Raw genomic sequence first — 25,441 nt, 5'->3', positions numbered from 1 at the left:
CTCTCCTCCGTTCAACCGACAGCGGCCAGGCCGTCGTGCTGCTGTGCGCTCACCCTGCCTGCGGTGGTGCGGGCGGCGAGGCCGTTCAGGTCGGCGAGGGTCAGGGTCCGCGACGCGGCCATCCCGGTCAGCCGCATCGAGAGCAGGTGCGCCGCGCGGACGGTGCCCTCGGGTAGCCCGGCGGCCAGGTCGACAAGGGCTTCCCGTACGTCGTCGGGCACCTCGTGGCCACGGCGGACCAGGTGCCGGACGATGATGTCGGCCAGTTCCGGGATCGAGTAGTCGGGCATGGTCCATTCCTGTCCGAAAGCCTCGGCGAGCACCGGGACGGCGGCCCGTAGTTCCCGTAGCTCCGGTGCCGCACCGAGGAGGAGGATCACCGGATCACCTAGTTTCGGGCGAGTCAGGTCCACCAACTGCTCCATGATGTCGGGGCCGGAACCAAGGGCATCATCGGAATAGTCGATCATCAGCACGCCGCCTTCGGCGTCCCGCAGTGCCGCCTGGACCAGGCTCCGGGCCTGCCCGGGCCATCGTGGCGCCAGCTCCTTGCCGGTGGTGACGCGGATCAGGTGGCCGACCGGCACCAGACCCAGCTCGGACAGACCGGCGGCGTAGTGCCGGGCGAACTCACCGCGACCGCTGCCGGCCGGGCCGCTGAGGATGACGTTCGCGTGTCTACCGTACGCACGCCGCCGGCTGCGCAACTCGCACACCTGGAGCAGGGTCGCGCCGATGGCGTCCCGCACGGATGTCGCCCCGACCAGTTCACAGACCCGGCGCCAGCTACGCGTGGCATTGATTGCCCCGGCTGGGTTCAGGCTGGGGTCGGGCTGCTCGGTCTGTTCCACCGGCAGCTCCTCCAGCAGCGCGAACTCGGGAGCTAGGTCCTCCGCGGTGAGCCGGTTGAGCTCGCTGTCCTTCGCCGGCGGCGTGGTGGCCAGGCGGGACGCCTGATTGTTGATCATCGCTTCGAAGAGCTTGCGGGCCACTCGGCCGTTGCCGAACGTCGCGGTCTTCGGAACCCGGGTGAAGTAGGTGGTCAACCCGTCCACCGCGTCGTCCGTCAGCTCGTAGTAGTGCTTGCCGCACAGGTTGGAGGTGATGGTGACGAGCTCCTCCACGGTGTAGTTCGGGAACTCGATCGACTTGGTGAACCGGGACGCCAGACCCGGGTTCGATTCGAGGAACTTCTCCATCAGCTCCGAGTAGCCGGCCACGATCACCACCAACTCGTCGCGGTGGTCCTCCATCATCTTCATCAGCGCGTCGATCGCCTCCTGACCGAAGTCGGGACCCGACCCACCGGAACCGGCTGACAGCGTGTACGCCTCGTCGATGAACAGCACCCCACCCAGCGCCTTGGTCACCAGCTCGGTGGTCTTGATCGCGGTGGAGCCGATGTACTGCCCGACGAGATCAGCGCGGGCCGCCTCGACCATATGTCCCTCGGACAGGATGCCCAGCTCAGCGAGGACCGCGCCGTAGAGGCGGGCAACCGTGGTCTTACCGGTGCCGGGTGGACCCGCGAAGACCAGATGCCGGCTCATCGGGGGCATCGGTAGCCCCATCTCCTGCCGAATCTGTGACATCTTGATCAAATTGATTAGCGCGGTGACCTCCTGCTTGACACCGCGTAGGCCGATCAGCCCGTTGAGCTCGCGCAACGGGCCGCTCAACTCGTCAGCCGGCTCGGCCGAAGGCTGCTCCGGCTCGTCCTCGACAGTCGCGGTACCGGTCGCGGCGGGGCCGGCCGGGATCGCGGACCCGGACGTGGTCCGCTGCGGAAGATCGGTGCTCAGCTCCTCGACGGTGAGCTGCGCATCGGTGGCCGCCCGCACGTCGACGCCACCGCTGTCCCGCACGGTGCACCGGGCGATCGTCACCGGATCCGGCGTATCCACGTCGAAGCCGTTCGCGCCGCTGTCGAGTACCTCGCAGTCGGTGAACCCGCCGCGAGCGCCGCGGGCCAGTGCGATGCCGTTGCGGCGTGCCCGACGCACCCGGATCTGCGTCGCGGTGACCACACCGTCGGTGCCGACCTCCACACCGTCGCCCGTCGCGTCCTGGATTTCGGTGTCCTGGAGGCGGAGGTCGCCGTCGCCGGCCATGACCCCGGCTCCGCGGAGCAGGGCGGACTGCAGTTCCAGGCTGGAGCCGCCGCTGAGGGCCACCGCGCCGGTGAACCGGGCCTCCCGAACGGTGGCGCGGGCGGCGCCGCGCAGTTCGAGAGCGACCGCCGGGCCCACGTCGATCGCGAAGTCGGTGCCGTCCAGGGTCGCACCGTCCGTGACCACCATCCCCGAACCGGTGTCGATCGAGGCCCGTAGCCGCTGGACGACTACCGAACCGGAGCCACCGACAACCGCGAGGGACTCCGTGGTGTCCCGCACCGTGAGACCCTCGAAGCGGGGAGCGCTCGCGCCGTTCACGGTGACACCCACCGGCGCGCCCACGACGGCGCAGTCGATGAAGGTGGGTCGGGCCTTGCCGGTCACGTGCGTGGCGGTCTGCCCGACCGCTTCGAAGGTGCAGCGCTCGAACCGGGGCGCGGCACCATCGGCGACGTGCGCGGCCTGCAGCGCGGCGCCACCAAACCGGGAGTCGCTCACCACCACGTCGATGTCGCCGCGCAGGAAGAGGTCGACGTTACCGCTGTCCCGGACGGTGAGCTGCCGCATCCGTGCCCAGCCGTGTTGCTCCACCACGACTGCCGGCTTGCCGGCCCGAAGGACCTCGCCCTGCTCGACGGTCAGCCGGGCCGAACCGTTGACACAGATGCCGTTGGCGCCGGCGCCCTCGATCACACACCTGCGCAGTGTCAGCACGCCCTCGTCGGCGACCACGACACCTGAGGTCGCCACGTCGGCGATCAGCGTGTCCTCGACCGTGCTCGGCCGCGGCGAGGTGACCACCACACCGGCACCAGCCAAACTGCGCACCTCACATCCCCGCAGGGCCAACGAGCCCTGCAACCGGGCCAGCAGGGTCGTCCAGGACCCACCGGTGATCCGGCAGCGGTCGAGCGCGACCTCGCCGGAGTACACGTCGACCGCGGCGAGCGTCGAATCCCCGCTGGACAGGTTGATGCCGTGGAACTGGACGCCCCCGCCGTGCACGACGAGGACACTGCCCTCCTCGACGTGCACCTCGACCGGTCCGTCTCCGGCGGCACTGATCGTGACGTGGGTACCGACGACGAGCTTCTCCGCGTATCGGCCGGGGTGAACGGCGATGGTCGCGCCGGCCTCCGCACGCGCCAGCGCCGCCCCGATCGTCGGGTGGGCGCCGGGCTTGCCGCCGCCCACCACCAGGACCTGCCGGCTCACCGTTCGCTCACCTTCTCGCCGACCGCGCGGCGGTCCAGCCCCGGTAGGAGGCCGAACCGACCCGTCGAGCCCGCACCGACCCGTCGGGTGGGTTCAGCGGTCGACCAGCGTTCGAGGCTACGACGTAGCGACACGATGGCCAGGTCGTCGAGGGGCGCCCGGTCGGGATCCACCCGGCCGTCCCCGTCGATTTCCTTCGCGCCGATCTCCCGCATGAGGATCGCGCCACGGCCGCCGTCCGACGGCTCCTGTAGTTCCAAGATCTTGAAGTGGGTGCCGGGAAGGAAGAGCGCCCGGTCCTCGACCCGCTCGGCTCCGTCGGATTCCAGCAGCGCCGTCCGGCGCGCGGTCATCGACCACACCAGGACGTCGGTGTCGCCGTCCTGACTCTCGCACGGTCCGGTCAGCGTGTTGACGAACGCCCAGTTCGTGACCAGTCTACGGGTGCGGTAGTGCTGCCATTCCTGCTCGGTGGGCGAGGTGCGGTAGATCGTGGCGCCGCGGTACGACGGTAGCCGGGACAGGCCCGAGACCGCGCACCGGGCGAACGGCACGTGCGGGCCGTTGCTGCCAGATCGCAACCCGACGTCGACTCCCGTGCCCCGCCGTGACAGGTAGAGACGGACCGCGACCGAGTCGGCGAGGACGTCGTCTCGACCGACCGCGCCGGACGCCTGCAGTCCAGGGTGCTCGGAGATGATCCGGGCGACCGAACTGGCCATGTTGTCGAACTCCCGGCTCAGCGTGCGCCGCAGCCAGGCCCGCTCCTCTGCGAGTGGGCGGCCCGGCAGCAGCGCCGACGCCGACGCCGGGGGCACCGGCTGCACTCGCACCTCCGGCGCGTTCGTGTCGGTCACCGGTACGGACGCTGTTGGCGGCGGGATCCGTCGCTGCTCCTGGACCGGCGCTTCGTCGCCGGCGACCGCGTGCCGCCGCGTCGGCTCGGCAACGGTGGTCTCGACCGGTTCGACGGTGGCGATCGGGTCCTGCACGGTCTTGACGAAGGACTCCGCGACCGGCTTGACGAAGGACTCCGCGACCGGCGTCGCTCCGCCCAGGACCGGTGGCGGTGTCGGGCTCCCGGCTGGCCGTGGCGCGGGTGGGTCAGCCTGCCGCGGCGCCGGTTCATCAGCCGGTTGTGGTGCCGGTTCCGCAGCCCGCTGTGGTGTGGGTGCCTTGGCTGGCTGTGGTGTTGGTCTGTCGGCCGGTTGCGGTGCGGGCGTCTCGGCCGGCGGTGACGCCGGTTCCCCGGCCGGGTGCGTCTCCGGCGTGACGTCTGGACGCACCAACGCCGCGGCCGTCGCGGTGGCCACCGGGGGAACGGCCTCCGCGACCGGCTCGACCACGGGCCTGATCACGATCGTGTCCGCGGTGGGGGCGGGCAGGTCCTCCGTGGCCGGCGGCGGTGACGTGGACAGCTGCCCGGTAGCCGTCGGACGCGGCGAATCCTCCTCCCCGAGGGACGCCTGGGCGAGCCCCGCCGCGGACTGGCCCGGGACCAGTGCGGATGCCGAGAAGAGTGAGCTGTCCGCACCCACACTCGGGTCGATCCGGGCCGCGAGATCCTCGGCGAGTGCCCACATGCGCTCAGCCGACTCGCCGATGGTGTCGTCGTAGACGAGCACACTGCCCTCGGGGTCGAGTGGCATACCGCGGACCCGTTCCGCGTTCACCGGCTCCTCGGCGCTGCGGACCCACAGCCCGGACTGGATCACCTCGATCACTGCGTCCGGGGCGTACCAGTAGACCCGCGGCGCGACCTCCTCGGCCTCAGCCAGGGGCGGGCGGTGACTCAGCACGACGGGCCGGTGTGCCTTCGAGTTGGGGTGCGCGCGGGGCGCGTATCGCAGCTCCAGCGCGAACGGCGGCCAACCGAGCGCGCCGTCGGAACGTACGGTACGGACCTCGAATCGTCGCGGTGCCCCGACCGGAACCCCGGTGTAGCAGACGATCGTGGTTCCGAGCAGGTCGGCGAGGGCCTGACCGAAGGTCTCACCCTTCGGTAGGCGCAGGTCACCGTACTGGACGAAGCGGGTGCGGGCTCGGCTGTCCTCGTCCAGGTTCCGCCAGAAGCGGACCACGTCATCGAGGCAGAGGGGGGCCGTGCCGGGGCAACCCAGCAACACGGTCATCGTCTCGGGGTGGCACGGCACGTCCGCTGTGAGCCGTCGGCGGTGCTCCGCGACGACGTCCGGCTCGCGCACGTCGCGGATCCACACCCCACCGGGCAGTGGCTCGATCTCCCCGGTCGAGCTGGACGCCCGGTTGTCGGTGACGGCCCGATCCCACAGCGGAGTCGGGTAGCGCTTGGCATCCCAGGTCGGCGGCCTGCCGGGCCGGAACCGGACCCAGCCGCTGCCCGGTATCGAGTGCACGAACAAGCCACCGGCCGAGCCGCGGACCAGGTCACCGTCGGGGGCGATGACCGTGCGATGTAACCGCTCCGACAGCCACTGCCCGGCCATCGCCGCTGAGTTCGCGTGCGGACCGCACGCCATGAGCCGGATACCGCGTCGACGACGCGGCAGTACACCGGCCATGGACTCCCAGGAGCTGATCGGTACGCCGTCGCTGAGATCGAGGACGACCACGTCGTTGTCGGCGTCCTTGACGACCGACAGGGCCAGCGACTGTGCTTCGGCGCTGATCGTCTCCGCGGCGTGCAGGACCAACGCGTTACCCACGGTGTGCTGCACGATGTCACCAGGGCCGTCCTTCCTGCCGGACAGCAGGTCTCGGATCACGGATGCCATTGTGGCGATCTACCCCCTCGGCAGGCTTGTGACAGCCTCACGACTCAGCACGGGTCCCTGCGGCATCGCCGCCAACAGGTCCTTCGGAAACGGGATGGGTGCGACCGCGCCCAGCTTCAACGCGGACCTCGTGGCCTGGTCCGCGAGACGGTAGGCGATGCCATCGTCGGAGATGACGAAGGTGCGTGCGGTGCCGGTCGCCGCCGGCACGGGGGCGGCCACCACGTGCATCCCGGCCCCGGGACGGGTCAGCACGAGCGGCTTGCCGTCCGCGCTCACGGCGGCTGCCGGTCGCGGTACCAGCACCACCTCGCTGGCATACTCCTCGGCCGAGACCGGGCGTTGCCGTGCACACACGGCACGTCCGGCGGTGTCCAGCAGCCGCAGCGGCGTGAGGTCGGGCAACCGGTCCAGCAGCGAGCGGTCGGCGGAGCGCCGAGCGTCGACGATCGCCGCCGGGTTCAGCTCGACCGCGGCGTCCTCGTCCTCGGCGTCGGCCAGCAGGAACTCCGTCCGGCTCATCGGTGCGAGCCCATCCCGGCGCAGCACGAAGAACTGCTCGGAGCCGGACTCCACCCGTTGCCGAAAGAGCGTCCCGACGGGGTGGGCACGCCCACCCACCTGCGGCCCGGGAGCACCGGCGCCCTCGATCCGGGCGGGCGCCAGGGCGGGGCCGTCGTCCAGCCAATCCAGCCACAGCTGCGGGGCCGGGGCCGGGCTGACGGTGGCGGCACCCAACACCACCAGCACCGCCTCGTCGTCGACTCGGTACTTCACCCCGTTGGCGAGCAGATAGGCCACGTCACGCTGGTCACGTACGACGACGAACCGGTCCGCCGGCAACGGGTCGGCGGCTACCTCGGGATCGAGGTTGATGCCCAGCCCGGACCCGGATCGACCGGGGGCGACCGAGCCGGGCAGGCAGGCGAGCCACGGCCCCCGCACGAATCCGTCGGTCGACGGTAGCTGCCGGGGCGCGCCGGCCAACCCGAGCGGGGCACCGCGTGCCACATCCCGGAGGGAGTTCTTCGAGATCAACGTGACCTCGGCGGAGGGGCCCTGGATCAGCATCGCCGAGGTCAGGTCCGGGGTGGGGTGCAGCAGCCCGTTGAGGTAGACGTAGCGGTCGCCGGTCTCCTTCTCCACCAGGATCGCACCGGGCTGCCGATAGGCGGTGCTACCTCCGGGGACTATCCACCCGTACACGGCGAAGCCGCCGGACACCAGCAGCGCCAGGATGATCCCGATCAGCAGGCCGGTCTGCGCGCGGCGGCCGGGAATCTCGGCCCCGGCCGGATCACCCAACACCAGGGCGGAGCTCAGCCGGCCCATCATGAAGGTGTGGGCGTGGACGTGGTCGCGTTGGGTCTGCATACCGGCCTACCCGAAGAGCCCGCGGGCCCACGCGTACAGCCCGAGGATCTGAGCGAGAACCGGCAGGACGGCCACCCCGGTCACCACGTCGAAGAACGTCGCCGTGTACTCCCAGAATGGCAACATTCGGCGGGGCCAGGGACGCAGGGCCGCCAGCACCAGTGGGATCACCACCAGCACCAGACCGCCCAGCAGAGCCCACCGCCAGCCGACGGACAGCGTCTGGGAGAGGTGCATGATGACCATGAGGTAGCCGACGGTACCGGCGGCAGTGAGCGGAACCCGTTGCCACAGACCGAGAAAGGTACGTGCGCGCAGAAAGATTGCACTGGCGATCACGAACACATAGGTCCAGCCCGCCCAGCCCGGTGCCTGGAGCGTGAGATGGAACAGAAACGGCAGCACCAGCGCCGATGCCAGCATCAGCACGCTCAGGTAGGTGTCGGCGTCGTCGGTCCGCTCGCCGACCGTCTCGGACGGCACCGGCTCGATGTCGTACGACATGTCGGCGCCGGTCTTCGGTAGCTGCGGGCCCCGCAGCCGGGCGAACTTCACCGTCACCCGTGGCGCGACCACGACAGCGGCGAACACCACAGCGGCGGCCGCGGCCGCCGTCCGCTGCACCGACATCCCGGACCCGGACTGAAGCAGCAGCACCCCGAGCGCCATCAGACCGGCCACGCCGACCACCAGCATCGGAGTGACCGGCAGGTACGGACTGACCGTGCGTTGGGCCACGACCAGCACCGCGGAGACGCCGACCGCGCCGACCGCCGCTGCCAGCACCGACGACCCGTGGATCGCTATCCCCTGCGGATCCCCGTCGACCGCGCTGGACGTGGCCAGCGCCGCGAACGCCGCCGCACCAACGCCGAAGAGAAGCGAGATGGCGCCGTCGCTGTGCCGGTGCGCGAAGAGGAGCGCGGCGGCGAGGAAGGCCACGCCAACCGTTCCGGCGGCCACCACCTGGTGTGGCACCGGACGCCAATCGGCCAGGAGCACGGCGATCGCACCCATTGCGACGACCGACAGGAGGAGGAACAGCACCCGCCGGTACTCCGGCTGCCACCGGTCCACACGTCGGTTGACGACGGTCGCGATGCCCTCCGCGACGTCGTCGAAGTCCAGCTCGGGCAGCGGGTCCTCCGCCCGGCGCAGATACAGCTCCTCGCCTTCCAGCCAGTCGAGACTCTCCGGAGTGCCGGACAGCTCGAAGGGCTCCTGGCCGAGACGCTGCAGGACCCACGCGGCCTCGGGTGTGTCGCCCTCGAGGCGGTGTCCCTCCGAGGTGTGCCCCAACAACACCGGCAGCAGCGTCGCCACCGGAGTCGTCACCGGCACCGCCAAGTCGACCCGGCGATCCGGGCCGGCCACTGTGACTCGGCACAGCCGTCCATCCAGTACGGTGCTCACCCACGGTCCCCTTTCCCGAGGCAGGACCTCATGCCACGTGTCCGGTCTGCATCAACGTCACACCACGACGAGTGACGAGCTGCGCTCGCCCCGCGGGCAACCGGCGTGGCTTGGCCTCGCCGAGGAACTTTCCCTCTTCCTTCGGGTACGACAGCAGCGTCGCTGGTGTGCCCAGCTCCCACAGCCGCCGGATGACCGGGTCCATCATCGCCCGCATCGCGCCTGAGGTGCTGCGGGCGACGATGAGATGGAGCCCGATGTACGGGCCCTGGGCGAGCAACGGCAACAGCGGGTCCAACGAGGAGCCGACGCCGGTCCCCCTCGTCATCAGGTCGTAGTCGTCCACGACCACGAACAGCTCCGGGCCCTCCCACCAGTCGCGCCGACGCATCCGTTCGGACGAGATGTCCGATCCGGGAACCCGGCGGTTCATCGACACCGACGCCTGGCCGGCCAGTTCGTGTAGCTTGTCGCCGGTGAAGCCGAAGCCGACCTGGTAGTCGGGGGTGATCGCGGTGTCCAGGTCTCGCCGTGAGTCGCCGAGCACCACCTTTGCCTGATCCGGCCGGAAGCGCCGCTGAATCGCGCGCAGCACCAGCCGCAGCACGTTCGACTTGCCCGTCTCGTTGTCGCCGAAGACCAGCAGGTGCGGCGTCGTCATGAAGTCGTGCCAGACCGGGGCGAGGCGCTGCTCGTCCTGACCGAGGCAGACCCTGAATTCGGGCTCGGGCTCGGGCAACTGCTCCACCGGTAGCTGGGTGGGCAGCATCCGGACACTGGGCGCCGGCGACCCGGACCAGAACGTGCGGATCTCCTCGGTGACACCCTTGGTCGCCTCGGCCAGGTCGGTGACGTCCGAGCTGCCGTCCACCCGGGGCAACGCGCCGAGGAAGTGCAGGCCCTCCGAGGTGAGGCCACGGCCGGGCTGGTTCGGCACGGTCGCGGCTTTACGGGACCCGACCTCGGATTCCATCGCGTCGCCGAGGCGCAGCTCCAGCCGGGTGCCGAGCAGGTCACGCAGCCAGGTCCGCATCTCTGACCAGCGGGTCGCGGTGACTATCACGTGGATGCCGAAGGACAACCCCCGCGAGACGAGTTCCTGGAACCTGGTGTCCAGATCGGTGAAGTCCTGCTTCATCGTGTACCAACCATCGATGACCAGGAACACGTGACCGAACGGGTCGTCGATGTCGCCGCGCGCCCGTACCGCCAGATACGCCTGCATCGAATCCAGGCCGCGGGCGGCGAACTCGGCCTCGCGCCGCTCCATGACCTGCCCGATCTCCTGGATCGTGCGGACCACCCGGTCGCGCTCCATTCGGGTCGCGATCGATCCGACATGTGGGAGCCCAGCGATCGAGGACAACCCGCCGCCGCCGAAGTCGAGGCCGTAGAACTGCACCTCGCCGGGGGTGTTGGTGAGGGCCAGCCCCAGGATCAGACTGCGGAGCAGTGTTGACTTGCCGCTCTGCGGAGCACCGGCGATACCCACGTGACCGTCGGCGCCACCCAGGTCCGCGATCAGCAGTTCACGCAATTGATCCTGCGGCCGGTCCACGATGCCAACCGGAACCCGTAGCCGACCCTGGGCGGTGACGTCGCCGACGGTCATACCGCGTACCGGATCCGGCACCACGCTCGGCAGCAGAGCGTCCAAGCTGGGCGCGTTCGACAGCGGCGGCAGCCACACCTGACGGGCCGGTGGGCCGGACCCGGCCAGGCGATCCAACAGAACCTCGAGCAGACTTGGACCAGTGGGCGACTCCCGCTCGTCCTGCTCCTCGGCCTCGATGATCGCTTCGGCGGGGCGGAGCCGACCAGGATCGTGCCGGGCGGCGACCTGGCCAGCGGTGAACGGGACGACATCGAGCGCGGTCTCCTCCCCGCCCTCCTCCACCTCGGCAGCCGTGCTCGGTCCGGTGTACGGACCGGACACGTACGCCGACTTGAACCGCACCAGGTTTGTGGTGTCCAACTTGAGGTAGCCGTTACCCGGCTCTGGCGGCAGCTCGTACGCCCTGCCGACACCGATGACCGAACGCGACTCCATCGACGAGAAGGTGCGCAGCGCGATCCGGTACGACAGATGTCCCTCGACCCGATTGATCCGTCCCTCGTCCAGCCGCTGGGAGGCGAGCAGAAGATGCACGCCGAGGCTGCGGCCCAGGCGACCGATGGACACGAAGAGGTCCATGAACTCACTCTTGCTCGACAGCAGCTCGCTGAACTCGTCCACGACGATCAGCAGCACCGGGAACGGCACCAACGGGGCACCACCCGCCCTAGCCTTCTCGTAGTCGAACAGCGACGCGTACCCGCTGGCACGCAGCATCTCCTGGCGTCGGGTCATCTCACCGTTCAACGCGTCCTGCATCCGGTCGACCAACGGCAGTTCGTCGGCGAGGTTGGTGATCACCGCGGAGGTGTGCGGCAGCCGGTCCATGCCGAGGAACGTCGCCCCACCCTTGAAGTCGACGAGCACCAGGTTGAGGATCTCCGAGCTGTGCGTCGCGGCGAGCGCGCAGACGAGCGTACGCAGCAACTCACTCTTGCCCGAGCCGGTGGCGCCGATCAGTAGGCCGTGTGGGCCCATCCCACCCTGGGCCGACTCCTTGAGGTCGAGTTCGATGACCTCACCCTCCTCGGTGACGCCGATGGGCACCGTGAGGCGGTTGCGTTGCGGCTGCCGCGAACGCCACAGCGTCGACACGTCGAAGGTGTGGACGTCGCGGATGCCCAGCAGCGCGGTCAGCTCGAAGCTCGTCTCGAGGGGCTCCTCGACGATGTCGAACGTGCCGCTGGTCCGTTTCGGCGCGATGATCCGGGCCAGCGCCTCGCACTGGGTCGCGTCGAGGCCGTCGCGGGTCGCGGAACCGACCGTCTCCCCGGCCGGGTAGGTGATGACGTCGTTCTCGATGGTCAGGCGCAGGACCTTGGGACCGCCGGGCATGTCGCCGGTGAGGTCGAGCAGCACCACGTTGCGAATGCCGGCGCCGAGCAGCCGGGAGCTGTCGGGCAGGTCGACCAGGTGCGCGATGACCACCACGAACGGCTCGGTGGAGGACGGCCGGGCTTCGCGATCGTGGTCGCCCCGGTCGCTGATCTCCGGACCGAGCAGGTCCATCAGGTCGGCGTGGGTGTCGGCGAACAGACGCACCGGGCCCACATCGTCGAAAGCGGTCGGGTGCGCGTTGTGCGGCAGCCACTTGGCCCAGTCCCAGGCGCCACGATGCACCTCGGTGGCGAGCACCGCGATCCGTAGTTCGTCCGGGGCGTGGAAGGTCACCAGCTGGGCGACGATGGCTCGGGCCACATCGATGGCCGGGTCGGCGGCGCCCTCGAACTCGACGCTGGTGAAGCTACGAAGACCGACCGAGATCGGAATGCCGGACACACTGCGGTACGCCTCGGAGAAGCGCCGTAGTGAGATGGAGGCCAGTGGTTCCAGGTCCTCGATCGGCTTGGTCGACGGTGGTGCGAGCTGCAGCATCGCGTTCTGCCGTCCGAGCCCGATCCGGACCCGCCCGAAGTCGTCGTGGCTGGGCCGCCGCTCCCACAGGCGGCTGCTCATCGCGATCGACCACAGCCAGCCCGGCTGCGGGTTGTTCCACAGCACGAACTGTCGCTGCTGGTCCGCCGCGGTACGTGCCTGCCTGCGTAACTGGGCTATGTAGCGCAGGAAGTCGCGGCGCTCGCCGCGCATCTTGCGTTTGCGGTCGGAGGCGGCCCTGCCGATCTGCATGATGCCCATGAGCAGCATGCCCGAGGCCATCGCACCGCCCATCACATACATGATGGGCGACCTGTTGAAGAGGCCGAACATCGCCATCATGGCGCCCATGCCGAGGCCCATCGGAACGATCATCGCGAATGACCGGAAGTCGAGCGGCGCCTCCTCGGCCATCAGCGGCGGCTCCTGGAGCTCGATCTGGCCGTCCGGTGCCTCGGGGCCGGTGGCCCGCGGCGGGCGTTTGACGGTGACGGTGCTCACCCGAGTGCCCCCGGGTCCGTACCGCCGACCCACGCCGAGTTGTCCTGGTGCAGGAGCTTGACCGCGTACCGGTCGTTGCGGAACCGTTCGGCCGCCCGGTCCTCGTCCTCGTCGTCCGGGACCCGCTCCTTGGCGGCGGCGTCGCGCCCCTCGGCCTCCTCCTCCCGCAGTCGCGCCTGCTCCGCCAACTGCGACCGCCGTTTCTCCCGCATCAGGTAGAACCGCTCGTGGACGTCGAGCTCCGGACCGCCGCACCGCAGCGGCCTGTCCGACCCGGCGGTTGGCGTGGCCGCAGCAGTCGGTGTGGCGGCGGCCCGCCGCCACACCGGGCGGGAGGAGCCCTCTTCGGGCACGATGTCAGGCATCTGTCAGTCTCTCGTCCTGCTCGTCGGCGTACGCCTCGGTCAGCCACGCGGAGTCGTCGAGGTCGTCCCACTCGGACGTGTCCGCGTCGCCGCTGTCCGGCCGGATCACGGGTACGTAGTCGTCGCCGGGTGGCAGCTGCGTATCGGGCGTGTCCTCGCCCCAACTGTCGTGCTCGTCGCGCAGAAGATCGGCGGCGTCGGGTCGGTCGATCGGTTCCCGTTCATCGGTGGGCGCGGACCGGCGTGCGGGGTGTACACCGGGATACGGCCGGGGGCCAGCCACCGTCCCCGACGCCCCGACATCCGGCCCGGCGGCCTCAACCCGACGGGCGTGGCGGTTCGCCGCGGTCCCGGTGCCGACGGACGCACCGACCACTGCCACCGGCGTGCTCGGTTCCCGATCGGCGGTGGCCTCGGGTACGAGACCCGGGGGCGCGTCATCGGCAGCCGCCGCGGTGGGGGCGGTACTTCCGTCAGCGGTAGCTGAACCGCCGTCGGGTTCGGCGTCCGCCGGGGGTGCCGCAGCCCTGCGGTGCTGGTGGGGCGAGTCCGGAACGCCGGCCACCAGCGAGATGTCCTGCTGCGACCCCGGCCTGTCCAGGGCGTCCGCGGCCGGGGCCTCGAGGAACGGCACGCCGGCCGCGGGGAAGCCCGTCGGCAGGTTCACGGCCGTTGGCGGCGCGACGGGTTCCGGGGACTCTGGCCCTTCCTCCGGGGGCGTCAGCGCCGCGTCGACCGGCGTGGCCCGCGAGGTCCCCGGATACCTCGAGGCATCGTCGGCCGGGGCTCGCCCCGGGCTCGGCAGCACGCCGGGGACCGGTATCGGTGGCTCGGGGGAACCCTGGCTCACCGGCGGCACGGCCACCTCGGTGATCGGGGGAGCGGCTGGGGTCAGGCCGACGCCACCGGCGGACGCGCCGTCCGGCGCATCCGGCCCCGTACCGTCGGGTGTCGATGGTTGCCAGTTGATGTCGTCTGCCGCGACCAGCATGGATGCACCCGGATGATCAGGGGTGTTGGTGTCACCGGGGGAGGCCACGCTGCCGGGCATGCCCGGCAGAATCGGCGTGTTGGTGGCCGTTCCGCCGGCGGGCGCCACGTCCCACAGTGGGTTGGTAGAGCCTCCGTTCTGCTGCGGGATGTGGAGCCCCGCGCCACCCGCTGCCGTGCCGTGCGGAGCTCCCAGCGCGCCGATATCGCCGACGCCGGAGGGCTCCCACGCGTCCGTACCGCCTTCGATCAGTCCGTTGGCGTCGGGCTTCTCCGGTCCGCCGGGGCCGCCGGCGGAGCCTGGTGTGCCGCCTGGTCCTGGCATGCCGGGCATCATCGGTGTGCCGGGCACGGTGGGTGTGGTGGCGTCGGGGGTTGCGGGCGGTGTCGTGTCGTCTGGGCCGGTGCCTGGTGTTGTGTCGTTCAGGCCGGCGCCACCTGGTGAGGTGCCGTCGGGTGAGCCTGGTAGGTCCACGCCGGTGAAGGCTGGTGGTTGCCAGTCGTCGGGTGGGCCTTGGATCAGTCCGTTGGCGTCGGGTCTCTCCGGTCCGCCGGGGCCGCCGGCGGAGCCTGGTGTGCTGCCTGGTCCTGGCATGCCGGGCATCATCGGTGTGCCGGGCACGGTGGGTGTGGTGGCGTCGGGGGTTGCGGGCGGTGTCGTGTCGTCTGGGCCGGTGCCTGGTGTTGTGTCGTTCAGGCCGGCGCCACCTGGTGAGGTGCCGTCGGGTGAGCCTGGTAGGTCCACGCCGGTGAAGGCTGGTGGTTGCCAGTCGTCGGGTGGGCCTTGGATCAGTCCGTTGGCGTCGGGCTTCTCCGGTCCACCGGCACCGCCGGCCCCTGGAACCCCACCCGCTCCCGGCATCATCGGCGTGCCCGGCATCATCGGCGCGGTGGGGGCGTCGCCCGTCCCGCCGGCGCCGAGTGGTGGCGCGGTCGGAAGGGGGACGTCGCTGTCGGCGCCCAATGGTGGCGCGGTCGGTAGCGGGACGTCGCTGTCGGCGCCGGGCATCGTCGTGTCACCTGGTGGGTTTGGCAGGGGTACATCTCCGGCACCCCCACCGGTCCAATCGTCTTGGTCGCCGTCGACCAGATCACCGGCGCTCGGCGGTGGCGGGATGCTGGGCGTGCCACTGCCACTGCCACTGCCACTGCCACTGCCACTGCCACCGCCACCGCCGGGGCCCGGGACAGGGGCCGGGGCGAATGTCCCCGGCGGGGGTGGCACGCCGAGACCCTCGCCAGCGTCGATGCCCGGCACGCTCGGTGCCTGCGGATTCGATGAGCCGGTGTCCCCGGGCCCTCCACTGCCGTTACCTGGCCCGGGAAGAGGCGGGACGATGGGCGGCACCACCTGGTCACCGGCGCCCCCACCGCTCGGGCTGTCCAGGCCGGGCAGGCCACCAAGAGTCGGGTCCTCCAGGCCTGGACCGCCGTTGAAGAGGGAGGGGCCGTCCCCTGGCGGCGTCAGCTCGGGTGGCGGGATTTCGCCTGGCGGCGTCACACCGGGCGGCGGGATTTCGCCCGGCGGGGTCAGCTCGGGTGGCGGGATCTCGCCTGGCGGCGGCACCTCGGGTGACGGGATTTCGCCCGGCGGGGTCAGCTCGGGTGGCGGGATTTCGCCCGGCGGCGGCACCTCCGGCGGCGGCGGCATCTCCGGCGGCGGCGGCATCTCCGGCGGGGGCGGCATCTCCGGCGGGGGCGGCACGTCCGGCGTGTTGGGCTTCGGTTCTCCGTCGCCATCGGGCGGGATGACCGAGCTGTAGGTGAAGTCGTACTGGGTCGCGAGCGTGTCAACAACCTGAAGCATCTGCTCGGTCATCGGCTGCTCGAACTTGGTGCCGCTGATGGCCACCATGTCGTGGTCATTGCTGCCGACACCGTTCTGCGCAGCGATTGTCGCCCAGGATCGGTCGAGGTACTTCATGGTGCTCTGTGCCCAGGCGAAGTAGTTCGCGCTCTTGTAGAGCTGGTTAGGGACGGAGTTGACACCACCGGTGCCGTCGCCGCCGACGATTCGCTCCGCCTGCGCGCCGATGTAGTCGGCAAAATAGTTCATCTTTGCCAGGAAGGCATCGGCCGCCTCGCCCTGCCACGCCCGATCCTCTCCGGCGATGGCCTGAGACTGGTTCCGCACGAACTGTTCCAGCCAGTTCAGGGTGTCGTAGGCATGCTGGAAGGCTACGCCGGCATCCATCACCGACTGAGGACTGACCAGGCGCGCGGCCAACGCTTCTCCATCAGCTGTGGCGATAGCCGCCCCACCGTTGACCGCGGCGAGTAGCTTGCGCCACCCGCGCTCCTCCTGAGCCCACGTGCGGTAGTCGTAGAGGTCACTCGTGTTGATGGTGGGCGGGACGAACGTCGCCTCCTCCTCGGCGACATGCGACCACTCGTCTTTCTCTTCCGGCATGCCCTGACCTCTCTACCGAACGTGCTACGAACGCCGTGACGACCGGAACCGGGCCTACTCCCGTCGATCAACTGCCGGAGGTGGTACCGCTGTCCTGGCCGTGGTCGCCGACGACACCGATCTTGCTCCAGGCGCCACCCATCGCCTCCCCGAGTTCGTCGGCGGTCATTTCGTTGAACTCCTCGCTGGTGTCGTATCCCCGCACCATCAGGCGTAGGCCCGCTTTGACCTCGTACAATGCCTGGTGCACAGAGAGCATCAGATTCATGGTGTCGCCGCGTAGACCCGGACTCTCCGAGCTGCTGCCATCGATCAGTTGCCGCATCAGCTCGGCCTTGGCGAATCCGCCGGGACGCATCTGCACCTCGCCGAGCAGTGTGCGTGCGTCGAACAGGATTCCGGTGCCGTCTCCGGCGATCTGGTCAATCTGGTCCGCGAAGAATTCCAGCGCCTCGGTGCTTACGCTGAGTTGTTGGTTCGGGTTGTCGCCACCAGCCCACTCACCGGTCTCCGGTGGTGTGAATCCCGGCGGAGGCTGCTCGACGTACTGATGATCCGGGTCGTACTCATCTGGACTGACGTTGTCGGTGTCGGTGACAGTGGAATTGTGCTCCTCGGCCACCTCGTCCCAGTTGTCGACCACTTCTGCCTGGTACCAGTCCCAGGCAGCCAACTCCTCGTCGGTGTAGTCGTCGCGGTCGAAACCGTTTCTTCCCCCGAATCGACCCACCGGCGTATAAGTGTTGATGTCGGTTTTGATCTTTTCAATTACCGATCTGGTCCAGCCAGGGGGGTGGCTGTTCTCCTCATCGTATTCGTCCAGCACGCCGGTCGCGTCAACCGCCTGCGTGTTCGGGTAGCTCCAGTCGATGCCCATCGGATCCATTCCGTTCGGTCGTGTCGTGGTGCCGCGCCCGCGCTCCGAGTGGGCTAGGCGCGGCGCGTGAGGCAGGCGAGCGCACTGGGCTGCTGGTCGACCAGGAGCCGGCTACCGCGGCACAGAGACGCGGCAGCCGGCGGACGAGGGTCAGCCTCCGCGGACGTCATTCCAGATCTGCGCATGACGTTGCTCGGTCGTGCCGTAGTTGTCCGAGATCTGCAGCAGCGTACGGCGGGCCTGCTCCAGATACGCGGTCATCTGACCGGCCGACTGATTCCAGACCGCCTTGGACACGTGGTACTGGGCCTGAGCGGCACCAGTCCACTGGGCGAGGCTGGCCTCCACGGTCTGCTCCATCTGCTCCAGCGCCGACCGAATCCGCACGTTGATCTGGTTCATGTCGTGCAGCACGGCATCAGCCTGCCGGAAGTCAAACGTATAGTTGGACATTGTGGACCTTCCTAAGAAATGGCCGCCACGCAGGCGAGTAGCTACGACCTCCATGCCGGCGGTTCGTGGACGACCTGGGGGCTACGGGCTCGACGCAACCAGCGGCAAAGAGCTCACACGCCTGGAAGCGCCGCGCCGAACGAGCTGGCCGTGCTGCTCGCGGTGTCCTCCGCCTGGAGGTAACCCGTGGTGGTTGTGCCCATCACGTCGAGCATCTTGATCAGTTCGTTGATGACCCGCTGAAACGCGGCCTCCCAGCTGTCCATCGCCTGGTTGAACCCGGCTGAGGCCTGCCCGGTCCAGGATCCCTGCAGGATGGCCATCTGTCCATTAACGGCCTGCAGCGAACCAGTGAACTCGGTAGCCTTGTCGGAGAATTCTTGGGCAGCACGTCGCATGCCCTCTTCGGTCGTACTGACTCTCGGCATCGTCACAGCCGTACTCCTCACGTCGAGTCGTTGGCACGGATGAGTCTTAGCGGCCGAACCCGCCGTAGGACACGCCCGGGCAACACGCATGTCCGAATGTCTTCGAATGCTTGCACGGCTTCGCACAGATCCGGATGTGAGGACGACCATCCAGGGTATATCGGGAAGACCTGTTGCACGTCCGTACCAAGTGGCATGTGCGGGCTTCCACTGGCGGCGATCCACGATCTGTACTGAGTGGTGATGTGGAGGGAGGCGCCGGAGATGAACATCAGCGAGCGGATCGAGGGCCTCTTCGAGGAGTACCAACGGCAGCGCAACAGTCTTACCGAACTACAGCACAGGATGCGTGAGCTCACGGCCACCGCTACCTCACCCCGACGTGAGGTCAGCGTCACCGTCGGCCAGAGCGGCGTCGTTACTGATATCCGGTTCCTGACGTCGGCGTACAAACGGCTGACCCCAGCTGACCTCACCGAAGTGATCATGGCTACCTACGCTGAGGCCAAGGAGAGCGTCATGCTGCAGGCTGAGGCGGTGCTCGCGCCGATGCTGCCCGACGGCGTTGACGCCCGCTCGCTGGTGCGTGGCACCGCCGGCACGGATGCCTTTCTACCGCCCGAGCCGCGAATGACGACCAGCGTTCGAGAGATCCTCGGCATGGGACGGCAGCGCCAATGAACAGTCCCGCCGGCCGGCTCTGGGTCGACCCCGAAGGCGTCGTACTGGTCGGCGACGGGTACGCCGAGCACGCCGCGTTGTATCAGAATTACCTAAACGATCTCGACGCGATGCGCAGTCGATACGCCAACAGTTGGGGCAACGACGAGATGGGCGTCCAGTTCTCCCAGGCGTTTCTGGGTGGCATGGACAACATCGAGGGTGTGATTGGCGGGGTAAAGGGTCGTTTGGCGTTCGCCGGGGAGGGGTTGCGGGAAAACGGGCGGCTCTACGGTGTGGTTGATGACGAGGCGCAGGAAGCCAGCCATTCGATGAGGCAAGATTTCGATTCACACCTTTCCCTGGCGTATGCGGAGGAGGGGGTGGCGGGTTCGGGGGAGGGGTTCGCGAAGCCGTTGTTTCCGTCGGTTGTTCGNGCGNCGNNTNCGGANGAGGGGGTGGCGGGTTCGGGGGAGGGGTTCGCGAAGCCGTTGTTTCCGTCGGTTGTTCGTGCGACGCGTCCGGATGAGGGGGTGCCNGGTCCGGGGGAGGAGATCACGGAACCGCCGCTGCAACCGGTCTTTGTCCGCGCCACGAATCCGGATACGTCGGTATCCCTGGCGAGTTCGCCGTACCTGGTGGTGCCGGACAGCCTGTCGGTCCTGGTTGATGGTGAGCCGTTGCCGGAGGGCTCCCGGCTAGTGGCGTTTCGCCCCTTTCCGGACGGCGATGTGCGGGTTGATGTCAACCTTTACGACTCGATCATGCCGGTGGATGATGCCTTGATTACTGACGGAGACGGACAGGTGCTGGATTCGGGGGGCGGGCGTTTCTTTGTCGTTGTGGAAGACCCGGATGCCGATCCGACGGAGCCCGACTACCAGCCGTTGGTTCTCAGCTACCCGGACAATGGGTACTCACTGGATCGTTGAATCGTTAGCGCGGGCTGCTGGTCATGCCTGACTTTCATATTCCGAATGACCCTGAGTGGCAGTGGGCCTATGACGCCATCCTCTACACCACCGGCGGCGAATTCCCCGAGGCTAATCCCACGGCACTACGTGCCATGGGGGATGAGCTCTACGCCTTCACCAACAACCTGCTGAACGGGACCGCGGCGACGTCCAACCTGGGCAACGGGCTCTCCGCATATCTGGACGGACCCGCCGCGGACGCGTTCAACCAGTTCCGGGGCGGCATCGCGAACGACGTCCCGACCGCCGGGAATATCTCGTGGGCCCTCGGGAACGCGGCTTACGAGTTTGCCCTGGATTCGGAATCCACTCAATACAATATCGTCATCGCCGCGTTCACCCAGGTGGTTGAGATCGCCTTCGCCATCGCCTCTGGTTTCGGCGCGGCGGCCGTGCCCGCACTGATAAAAATTGGGCAGGAGATCGTAAAGACCCTGATCGATTTTCTTCGTATGCGGCTGCGGAACCAGCTGCTGAGGCTGGTCTGGGAAGGTATCGAGGAAGGGCTCGAGGAGCTCTGGCAGGGCATGGCTGCCCAGCTCACGCAAATGGCCGAGGGCAACCGTAAAGGTTTCGACTACCAGGACCTTGCCCTTGCTTTCGCGGGCGGACTCTTCATCGGCATGGGCGTCTCCGGCATGCATGCGATCGGCGGAAAGCTCTACCCGAAGATCAACAAGAACACCTACACCCGCGAGACGTTGTCCGCGCTTGCGGAAACCCTCTTCGAGGGCCTGTTCAACATGATGGTCGGGGGCGGCTTCAACCCATTTGCCACGATGACCTCGTCGATCATCGGCGGCCTCGCACACCAATACGCACACGACTTCGGCAATCAATTCAACGTTGACCCGAACAACCTGCCCAACCGCCCACCGCCCGACTCCAAAAAGGGCTCAAACAAGGGTGGTCCGCCCGCGACTTCGGTTGCGGGCCCTCCACCACCCGCGTACCACGACATTGGCGACAGGCCTCCCACGTACGACCAGGCTGCCGGTAGTCCCCCACGGCACAGCGAGACGCAGGGAGATCCCCCTCCCTACAACGAAGCCACCGGCCCTTCCAACGCCGCGACGGGCGCACCACCCTCCGTCGGCAGCTCCCCGGTTCCTGGCAACCCCCCGGTTCCTGGCAACCCCGTCACAAACGGTAGTCACACCACCCAACCTTCGGACGCCGAACGCGATGGCGCCCTGACCCCAGCCACCGCTCCGGCATTCGCCAATCGACCCGATCTCAGCACCGTCGACGCCCCAGCTCCCAACCGTTCAGTCGCGCCTGCTCCTGGCACTGCCTCGGCATCGGCCGGCGCACTCCGACCCGGTATCGCAGGCGTAAACCAGCTCGGACCCGCAAGCGGTCAGGGGCCCGCACAAACCACAGGCTCAGCCGGCTCGGTCGCCGCGCATCCTGCCGCGACTCCCGCCGCGCCCCCTCCAGCCACATCGCCGGCGGAGGACGTCGCACCCATCGCGGCGCCTGCTGGCACCAGCGCTACCTTGCCCGCGAATGCCGGTGGCCTACCCGGCTTCGAATCCACGAGCCCCGCGGCATCTACCCCCACCGACCCAACAGCCCCGGCCGTCTTCGAAACGACGGCACCCACGTCAACCCGGGCAGCGGATGCTGCTGCTTCGCCTGCGGCAGACCCGGCTGGACAGGCGCCCACGGTTGTGACGCCAGTGACGGCGGTTCCAGCCGTCGAGGTGCCTCGCACCGGAGGCCCCGGCGCCGAGTCCCCGGTGGTTCCGGCGCCAACGGGCCAGTCGCCGGCTCCTCAGCCGCTTACCACACAGTCGCCCGGTCAACAAACATCCAGCGGGTCAATACCGAATGCCCAGGAAAACAATACGCCGCTCTCATCCGCGTCTCCGCCCCCACAAATCACCAATCCGCTCGCTCCCGCACCGGCCACGATCGAGCAGGGTTCGACTGTGCCTGGCCCTGCTGTCGAGCAGGCGTTGGCGTCGGAGAGTGGGGTCGCGGGCCAGGCCCTTGACACGCAGCAGAACCTGGTGACGAGCAACCCGCACCACGTACCCATGACGACTACCACTACCCAACCCTCCCCCACCAGCGGGACCGTGCAGTCACCACTGTCGAGTGATGGCCCGCCTCGTAGCGACTCCACGCGCGACACCACGACACGTACTGAGGGCGCAGGGGATCGCGATTCACGTTCCCAGGCGGATGGTCCACGGAGGGCCAGCGGTCAGCACGATTCGGTAGTGACTGTGTCACCGACCGTTGAGGTCGCATCAGCTACCAGCCGCGGACATACCGATATCGTCGACATACCATCGGGTTCGTCAACCGATCCTGGCGCCGAAGACGGCCCGAGGACCACAGCCGCTTCGATCGGTCCGACAGCCGATGACACGAAGCCCTCGCCGGTCACCCCGCAAGCCGGACCCACGATCCCCACCCCGCAGGGTGCTCCCGATGCTGTGCTGCGCACTGAACCGGCTGCCGCTTCGACCTCCAACCCAGAGGCTGCGGCACCGACATCGCCATCCGCGCCGGTGCCAGCCAATGAGTCGGATCAGGGTCAGTCCACGACCGAAAGCTACGATGGTCTTGCGCTGGGCGGCACGGGCAGTCAGGGGGCGGTTTCCGGGTCAGCGTCTGCCCTACTTGCCGATGTTGTACCTCGTGATCAGTGGTGGCGGCTATATCTCGATCCAAGGCACCATGCCGCAGCGCAGGCCGCGTACCCGGATGATCCCGGCTCCTACTATGATAACGATCAATCGCCGGGCTTTCAGAGAGGTATGACCGAAGCCTACGAACAGTTCCTCAATAATCCTGGCATCAATAGCAATACCCTTAACGCTGATACCTACAAACAAATACACGAAACAGTCACTCGGCATCTCAATAGGCAGTTCGACTGGACTGGCGGCACCACACGACAAGGAGTCATTAAACCCACATCGTTCCCTGTTCGTAACCCGGATATCAGCTCCGACGTCCTCGCCGAACGTATCGGCGAACGCCCTCTCATCAAAGACTTCCACGAAGCTCTCCGGCAACGTGGCGGCCCCAAACCAGTCACCTTCACCAGCACCATCATGGGACGCGGTGGCATCAGCGCCACCACCATGCCCCGTACTATCACTACCAACTACTCCCGCACCGACGCACCCGCCCTAGTCAACACCATTTTCGACCAATACCGTCACGAACGACAGAACGCGACGACCCCCGACGAGACCCTCGCCGCGATCGCCCGCACCATTCGTAAACTGCATATCACCCACCCCTTCGAAGATGGTAATCGTCGCCTCAACGTCCACGTTATCCTCCCCAAACTACTGCTCGACAACGGCTTCCAACCCGTCATCGCTCCCGACATGGACCAACTGTTCCAAGGCGGCCGTTCTATTGACGACATCGTCAGCGTCCTGCGGAACACCCAACCCGCCACCGGCGGCATACGCCTCGGCACTGAACCAAACCCGAAAGCGGATGGCGTCCCTGTCGCGCAGATTCCGACCGTTGTCGATGTTCCCGCCATCACGAGTGTCGCGGCGCAGACAGACACCACTGCGCTGGCGACCTCGTCGGATGATCACCGGCACGACAGTTCGTCGGTCGTGCCCCTCGCCACGGTTGTCAGGGGTGCGGACGGGGTTCTGCGTGCGTCTGGCAAGCCGCTGGTCATCCGGCCGTTGACGGGTGACCGGCCTGGTATCGCGTTGCTTGACGACGGTGACTGGAACAGGGTCAGCACCCGAACTCTCCTGCCGCCGGATACATATGCCGCCGCGCAGGATGTCAAGGGAGACCCCGCGACCGCGGTCATCGTGCACGGCGTCGGTGACGTCGTGCACGCCCCGGTCCGCAACCCGGACGGCTCCACCACCACCGTCGCGCTGGGCCCGGACGGCCTCGCCCAAGTCATTGGCCGGCCCGGCGCACCCATCGTCCTGGTCTCTTGCGAGACCGGTGCTCTCACCGGTGGTTTCGCGCATCAGCTCGCCCACGCCCATGACGGTGACGTTCTGGCCCCCAAAACGGTCATCAATATTGGAGCGACCGGAGTCGAAGGAGGACTACGCACCACCGATAGCGAATCTTGGCAGCTTTACACCCCTCATTCTCTGGACGACGAGGGTTGGGACGCCGTCAACGACGTCGCCACCGGCACACCACCCCTGTTCGGCATCAACGCCAACCCAGAACCCACCACCGACCCCGGTGCAGGCACCGCGGCCGGTTCGACCACTGGCCAATCCAACCGTTCCAACGACGGCATCGTTACTGTCCGGCGTAGCACCCAATCCACCCCCGACGGCATACGCCTCGGCCCCAAGTCAGCCCCCCCATCGAACATCGCCCGCGCCGCGCAGCCTCCGAGCCTTCCCACAATTCCCGAAGAAACCGAGCAGGACCTCGACCCTCCCGGCCTGTTCGCCCCGAGCGCGGTTTCCCGTGACTGGGAAGAGCGGCGAGTGCCCCAGCCTGGCTCGAGGACATCGGGTGAGGAGCCGGGCTATACGGGTGCTGATGATCCGGCTGATCAGGTAGCCGCTGCGGTGGATAGCCGAGACGGTGGGGAGTCCTCCCGAGTCCCGGTGGCGGCTACGGAGGGTCTGGCCCACGTCGTCGTCGATACTTTGCCGTCACCCGTGGAAAATTTCGCATCCGAGCCTGGTTTCCTCGTGCAGGATGACCGGCGCCCGGGTGGTAAGTCGGCGCGTGCCAGCGCAACGGACAACGGCGGCGTGGGTCAAACCAGTAGCCTGATCAACCCCGACGGGACTTCGCAAAAACACGGTACCCGGAGCGAAGACACCGCCCCCCAGCCCACACCCATCCCACACAAAGCCACAACACATCACTCAGCTCGGCCAGCCGAAGCGGCCACAGCACAAGCTTTCCCACTCGTTTACCCCAACCCTCAGGCTGACCTCCGAATAGAGTTCAAGGTAGAAAGTGATCCCCAAGCCGATTTCAAGGTTGACTCCAACCCTGATCCGAGGGTGGAAGATAGTCTCCACGCCGGATCCAGAGCAGAGGATGATCATGGCAGGGTAAAGCGTGATGCCAAAGCGGAGCTCGAGCCCGGGCCCGAGTCGAAGGCGGAGCCCGCGCCTGAGTCCAGGTCCGAGTCAAAGGCGGAGGTGCAGCCCGAGCCCGAGTCGAAGGCGGAGCCTGGGCCCGAGTCGAAGGCGGAGGCTCAGCCTGGGCCCGAGTCAAAGGCGGAGCCTGGGCCCGAGGCTGATGCCAAGGCGGAGGTGCAGCCCGAGCCCGGGCCCGAGCCTGAGTCGAAGGCGGAGCCCGCGCCTGAGTCCAGGTCCGAGTCAAAGGCGGAGCCCGAGCCCGGGCCCGAGCCTGAGTCGAAGGCGGAGCCTGGGCCCGAGTCAAAGGCGGAGCCTGGGCCCGAGGCTGATGCCAAGGCGGAGGTGCAGCCCGAGCCCG

General features: G+C 68.2%; 12 protein-coding genes and 2 pseudogenes. 3 read left to right on the top strand and 11 right to left on the bottom strand.

Annotated elements, in window-relative coordinates; all coding sequences use genetic code 11:
- Positions 1 to 11: 11 nt before the first annotated feature.
- The 10 genes from B118_RS0113470 to B118_RS0113425 all read right to left on the bottom strand — a co-directional run bounded on the left by B118_RS0113470 (position 12) and on the right by B118_RS0113425 (position 18,389).
- On the bottom strand, positions 12 to 3,329 hold the full coding sequence (locus tag B118_RS0113470) for a right-handed parallel beta-helix repeat-containing protein (protein WP_028192895.1): 3,318 nt from the start codon (positions 3,327 to 3,329) through the stop codon (positions 12 to 14).
- Positions 3,326 to 6,082 (bottom strand): hypothetical protein, encoded by a 2,757-nt coding sequence (locus B118_RS0113465; protein WP_028192894.1) that lies wholly within the window; start codon positions 6,080 to 6,082, stop codon positions 3,326 to 3,328. Before B118_RS0113465 ends, B118_RS0113470 begins: the two co-directional genes overlap by 4 nt.
- 9 nt (positions 6,083 to 6,091) lie before the next feature.
- The gene (eccB, locus tag B118_RS0113460) at positions 6,092 to 7,456 is read right to left on the bottom strand and encodes a type VII secretion protein EccB (protein ID WP_028192893.1); all 1,365 of its coding nucleotides are present in this window, start codon (positions 7,454 to 7,456) and stop codon (positions 6,092 to 6,094) included.
- 6 nt (positions 7,457 to 7,462) lie between these two features.
- Complete coding sequence (eccD, locus tag B118_RS0113455; RefSeq protein ID WP_028192892.1) at positions 7,463 to 8,869, bottom strand: type VII secretion integral membrane protein EccD; 1,407 nt, start codon at positions 8,867 to 8,869, stop codon at positions 7,463 to 7,465.
- A gap of 28 nt (positions 8,870 to 8,897) precedes the next feature.
- Entirely contained in the window at positions 8,898 to 12,893 is a 3,996-nt protein-coding gene (locus B118_RS0113450; protein ID WP_028192891.1) for a type VII secretion protein EccC, read from the bottom strand.
- Positions 12,857 to 13,225 (bottom strand): hypothetical protein, encoded by a 369-nt coding sequence (locus B118_RS0113445; protein ID WP_018812070.1) that lies wholly within the window; start codon positions 13,223 to 13,225, stop codon positions 12,857 to 12,859. The genes B118_RS0113450 and B118_RS0113445 overlap by 37 nt, the downstream gene beginning before the upstream one ends.
- Positions 13,218 to 16,625: a hypothetical protein gene (locus B118_RS32860; protein ID WP_238323916.1), complete on the bottom strand. Its 3,408-nt coding sequence runs from the start codon at positions 16,623 to 16,625 to the stop codon at positions 13,218 to 13,220. The genes B118_RS0113445 and B118_RS32860 overlap by 8 nt, the downstream gene beginning before the upstream one ends.
- 67 nt (positions 16,626 to 16,692) lie before the next feature.
- Positions 16,693 to 17,511, bottom strand: a complete 819-nt coding sequence (locus tag B118_RS0113435; RefSeq protein ID WP_018812069.1) for a hypothetical protein — start codon at positions 17,509 to 17,511, stop codon at positions 16,693 to 16,695.
- 141 nt (positions 17,512 to 17,652) lie between these two features.
- Positions 17,653 to 17,955 (bottom strand): WXG100 family type VII secretion target, encoded by a 303-nt coding sequence (locus B118_RS0113430; protein WP_012184807.1) that lies wholly within the window; start codon positions 17,953 to 17,955, stop codon positions 17,653 to 17,655.
- Positions 17,956 to 18,068: 113 nt separating this feature from the next.
- Positions 18,069 to 18,389: a WXG100 family type VII secretion target gene (locus B118_RS0113425; protein WP_012184806.1), complete on the bottom strand. Its 321-nt coding sequence runs from the start codon at positions 18,387 to 18,389 to the stop codon at positions 18,069 to 18,071.
- 258 nt (positions 18,390 to 18,647) lie between these two features.
- Here B118_RS0113425 and B118_RS0113420 point away from each other — a divergent pair, with 258 nt between their 5' ends.
- Positions 18,648 to 19,064, top strand: coding sequence for a YbaB/EbfC family nucleoid-associated protein (locus B118_RS0113420; RefSeq protein ID WP_018222144.1), 417 nt, complete (start codon positions 18,648 to 18,650; stop codon positions 19,062 to 19,064).
- Positions 19,061 to 19,975 (top strand): annotated as a pseudogene (locus B118_RS0113415) (hypothetical protein). Before B118_RS0113420 ends, B118_RS0113415 begins: the two are co-directional and overlap by 4 nt.
- Before the next feature lie 125 nt (positions 19,976 to 20,100).
- On the opposite strand, the gene B118_RS32855 reads toward B118_RS0113415, so the two are convergent.
- Positions 20,101 to 20,856 carry a hypothetical protein gene (locus tag B118_RS32855; RefSeq protein WP_238323915.1) on the bottom strand — a complete coding sequence of 252 codons (756 nt, stop codon included), beginning with the start codon at positions 20,854 to 20,856 and terminating at the stop codon, positions 20,101 to 20,103.
- Between the two features lie 1,932 nt (positions 20,857 to 22,788).
- Between B118_RS32855 and B118_RS32850 the strand changes: the two are divergent.
- Positions 22,789 to 25,441, top strand: a pseudogene (locus B118_RS32850) (hypothetical protein); the annotation flags it as partial.

The sequence above is a fragment of the Salinispora pacifica CNR114 genome (genome assembly GCF_000514775.1).
GTDB lineage: Bacteria > Actinomycetota > Actinomycetes > Mycobacteriales > Micromonosporaceae > Micromonospora > Micromonospora pacifica.
Note: the sequence above shows the minus strand (reverse complement) of the source record. Positions and strands in the feature narration are given on the sequence as shown.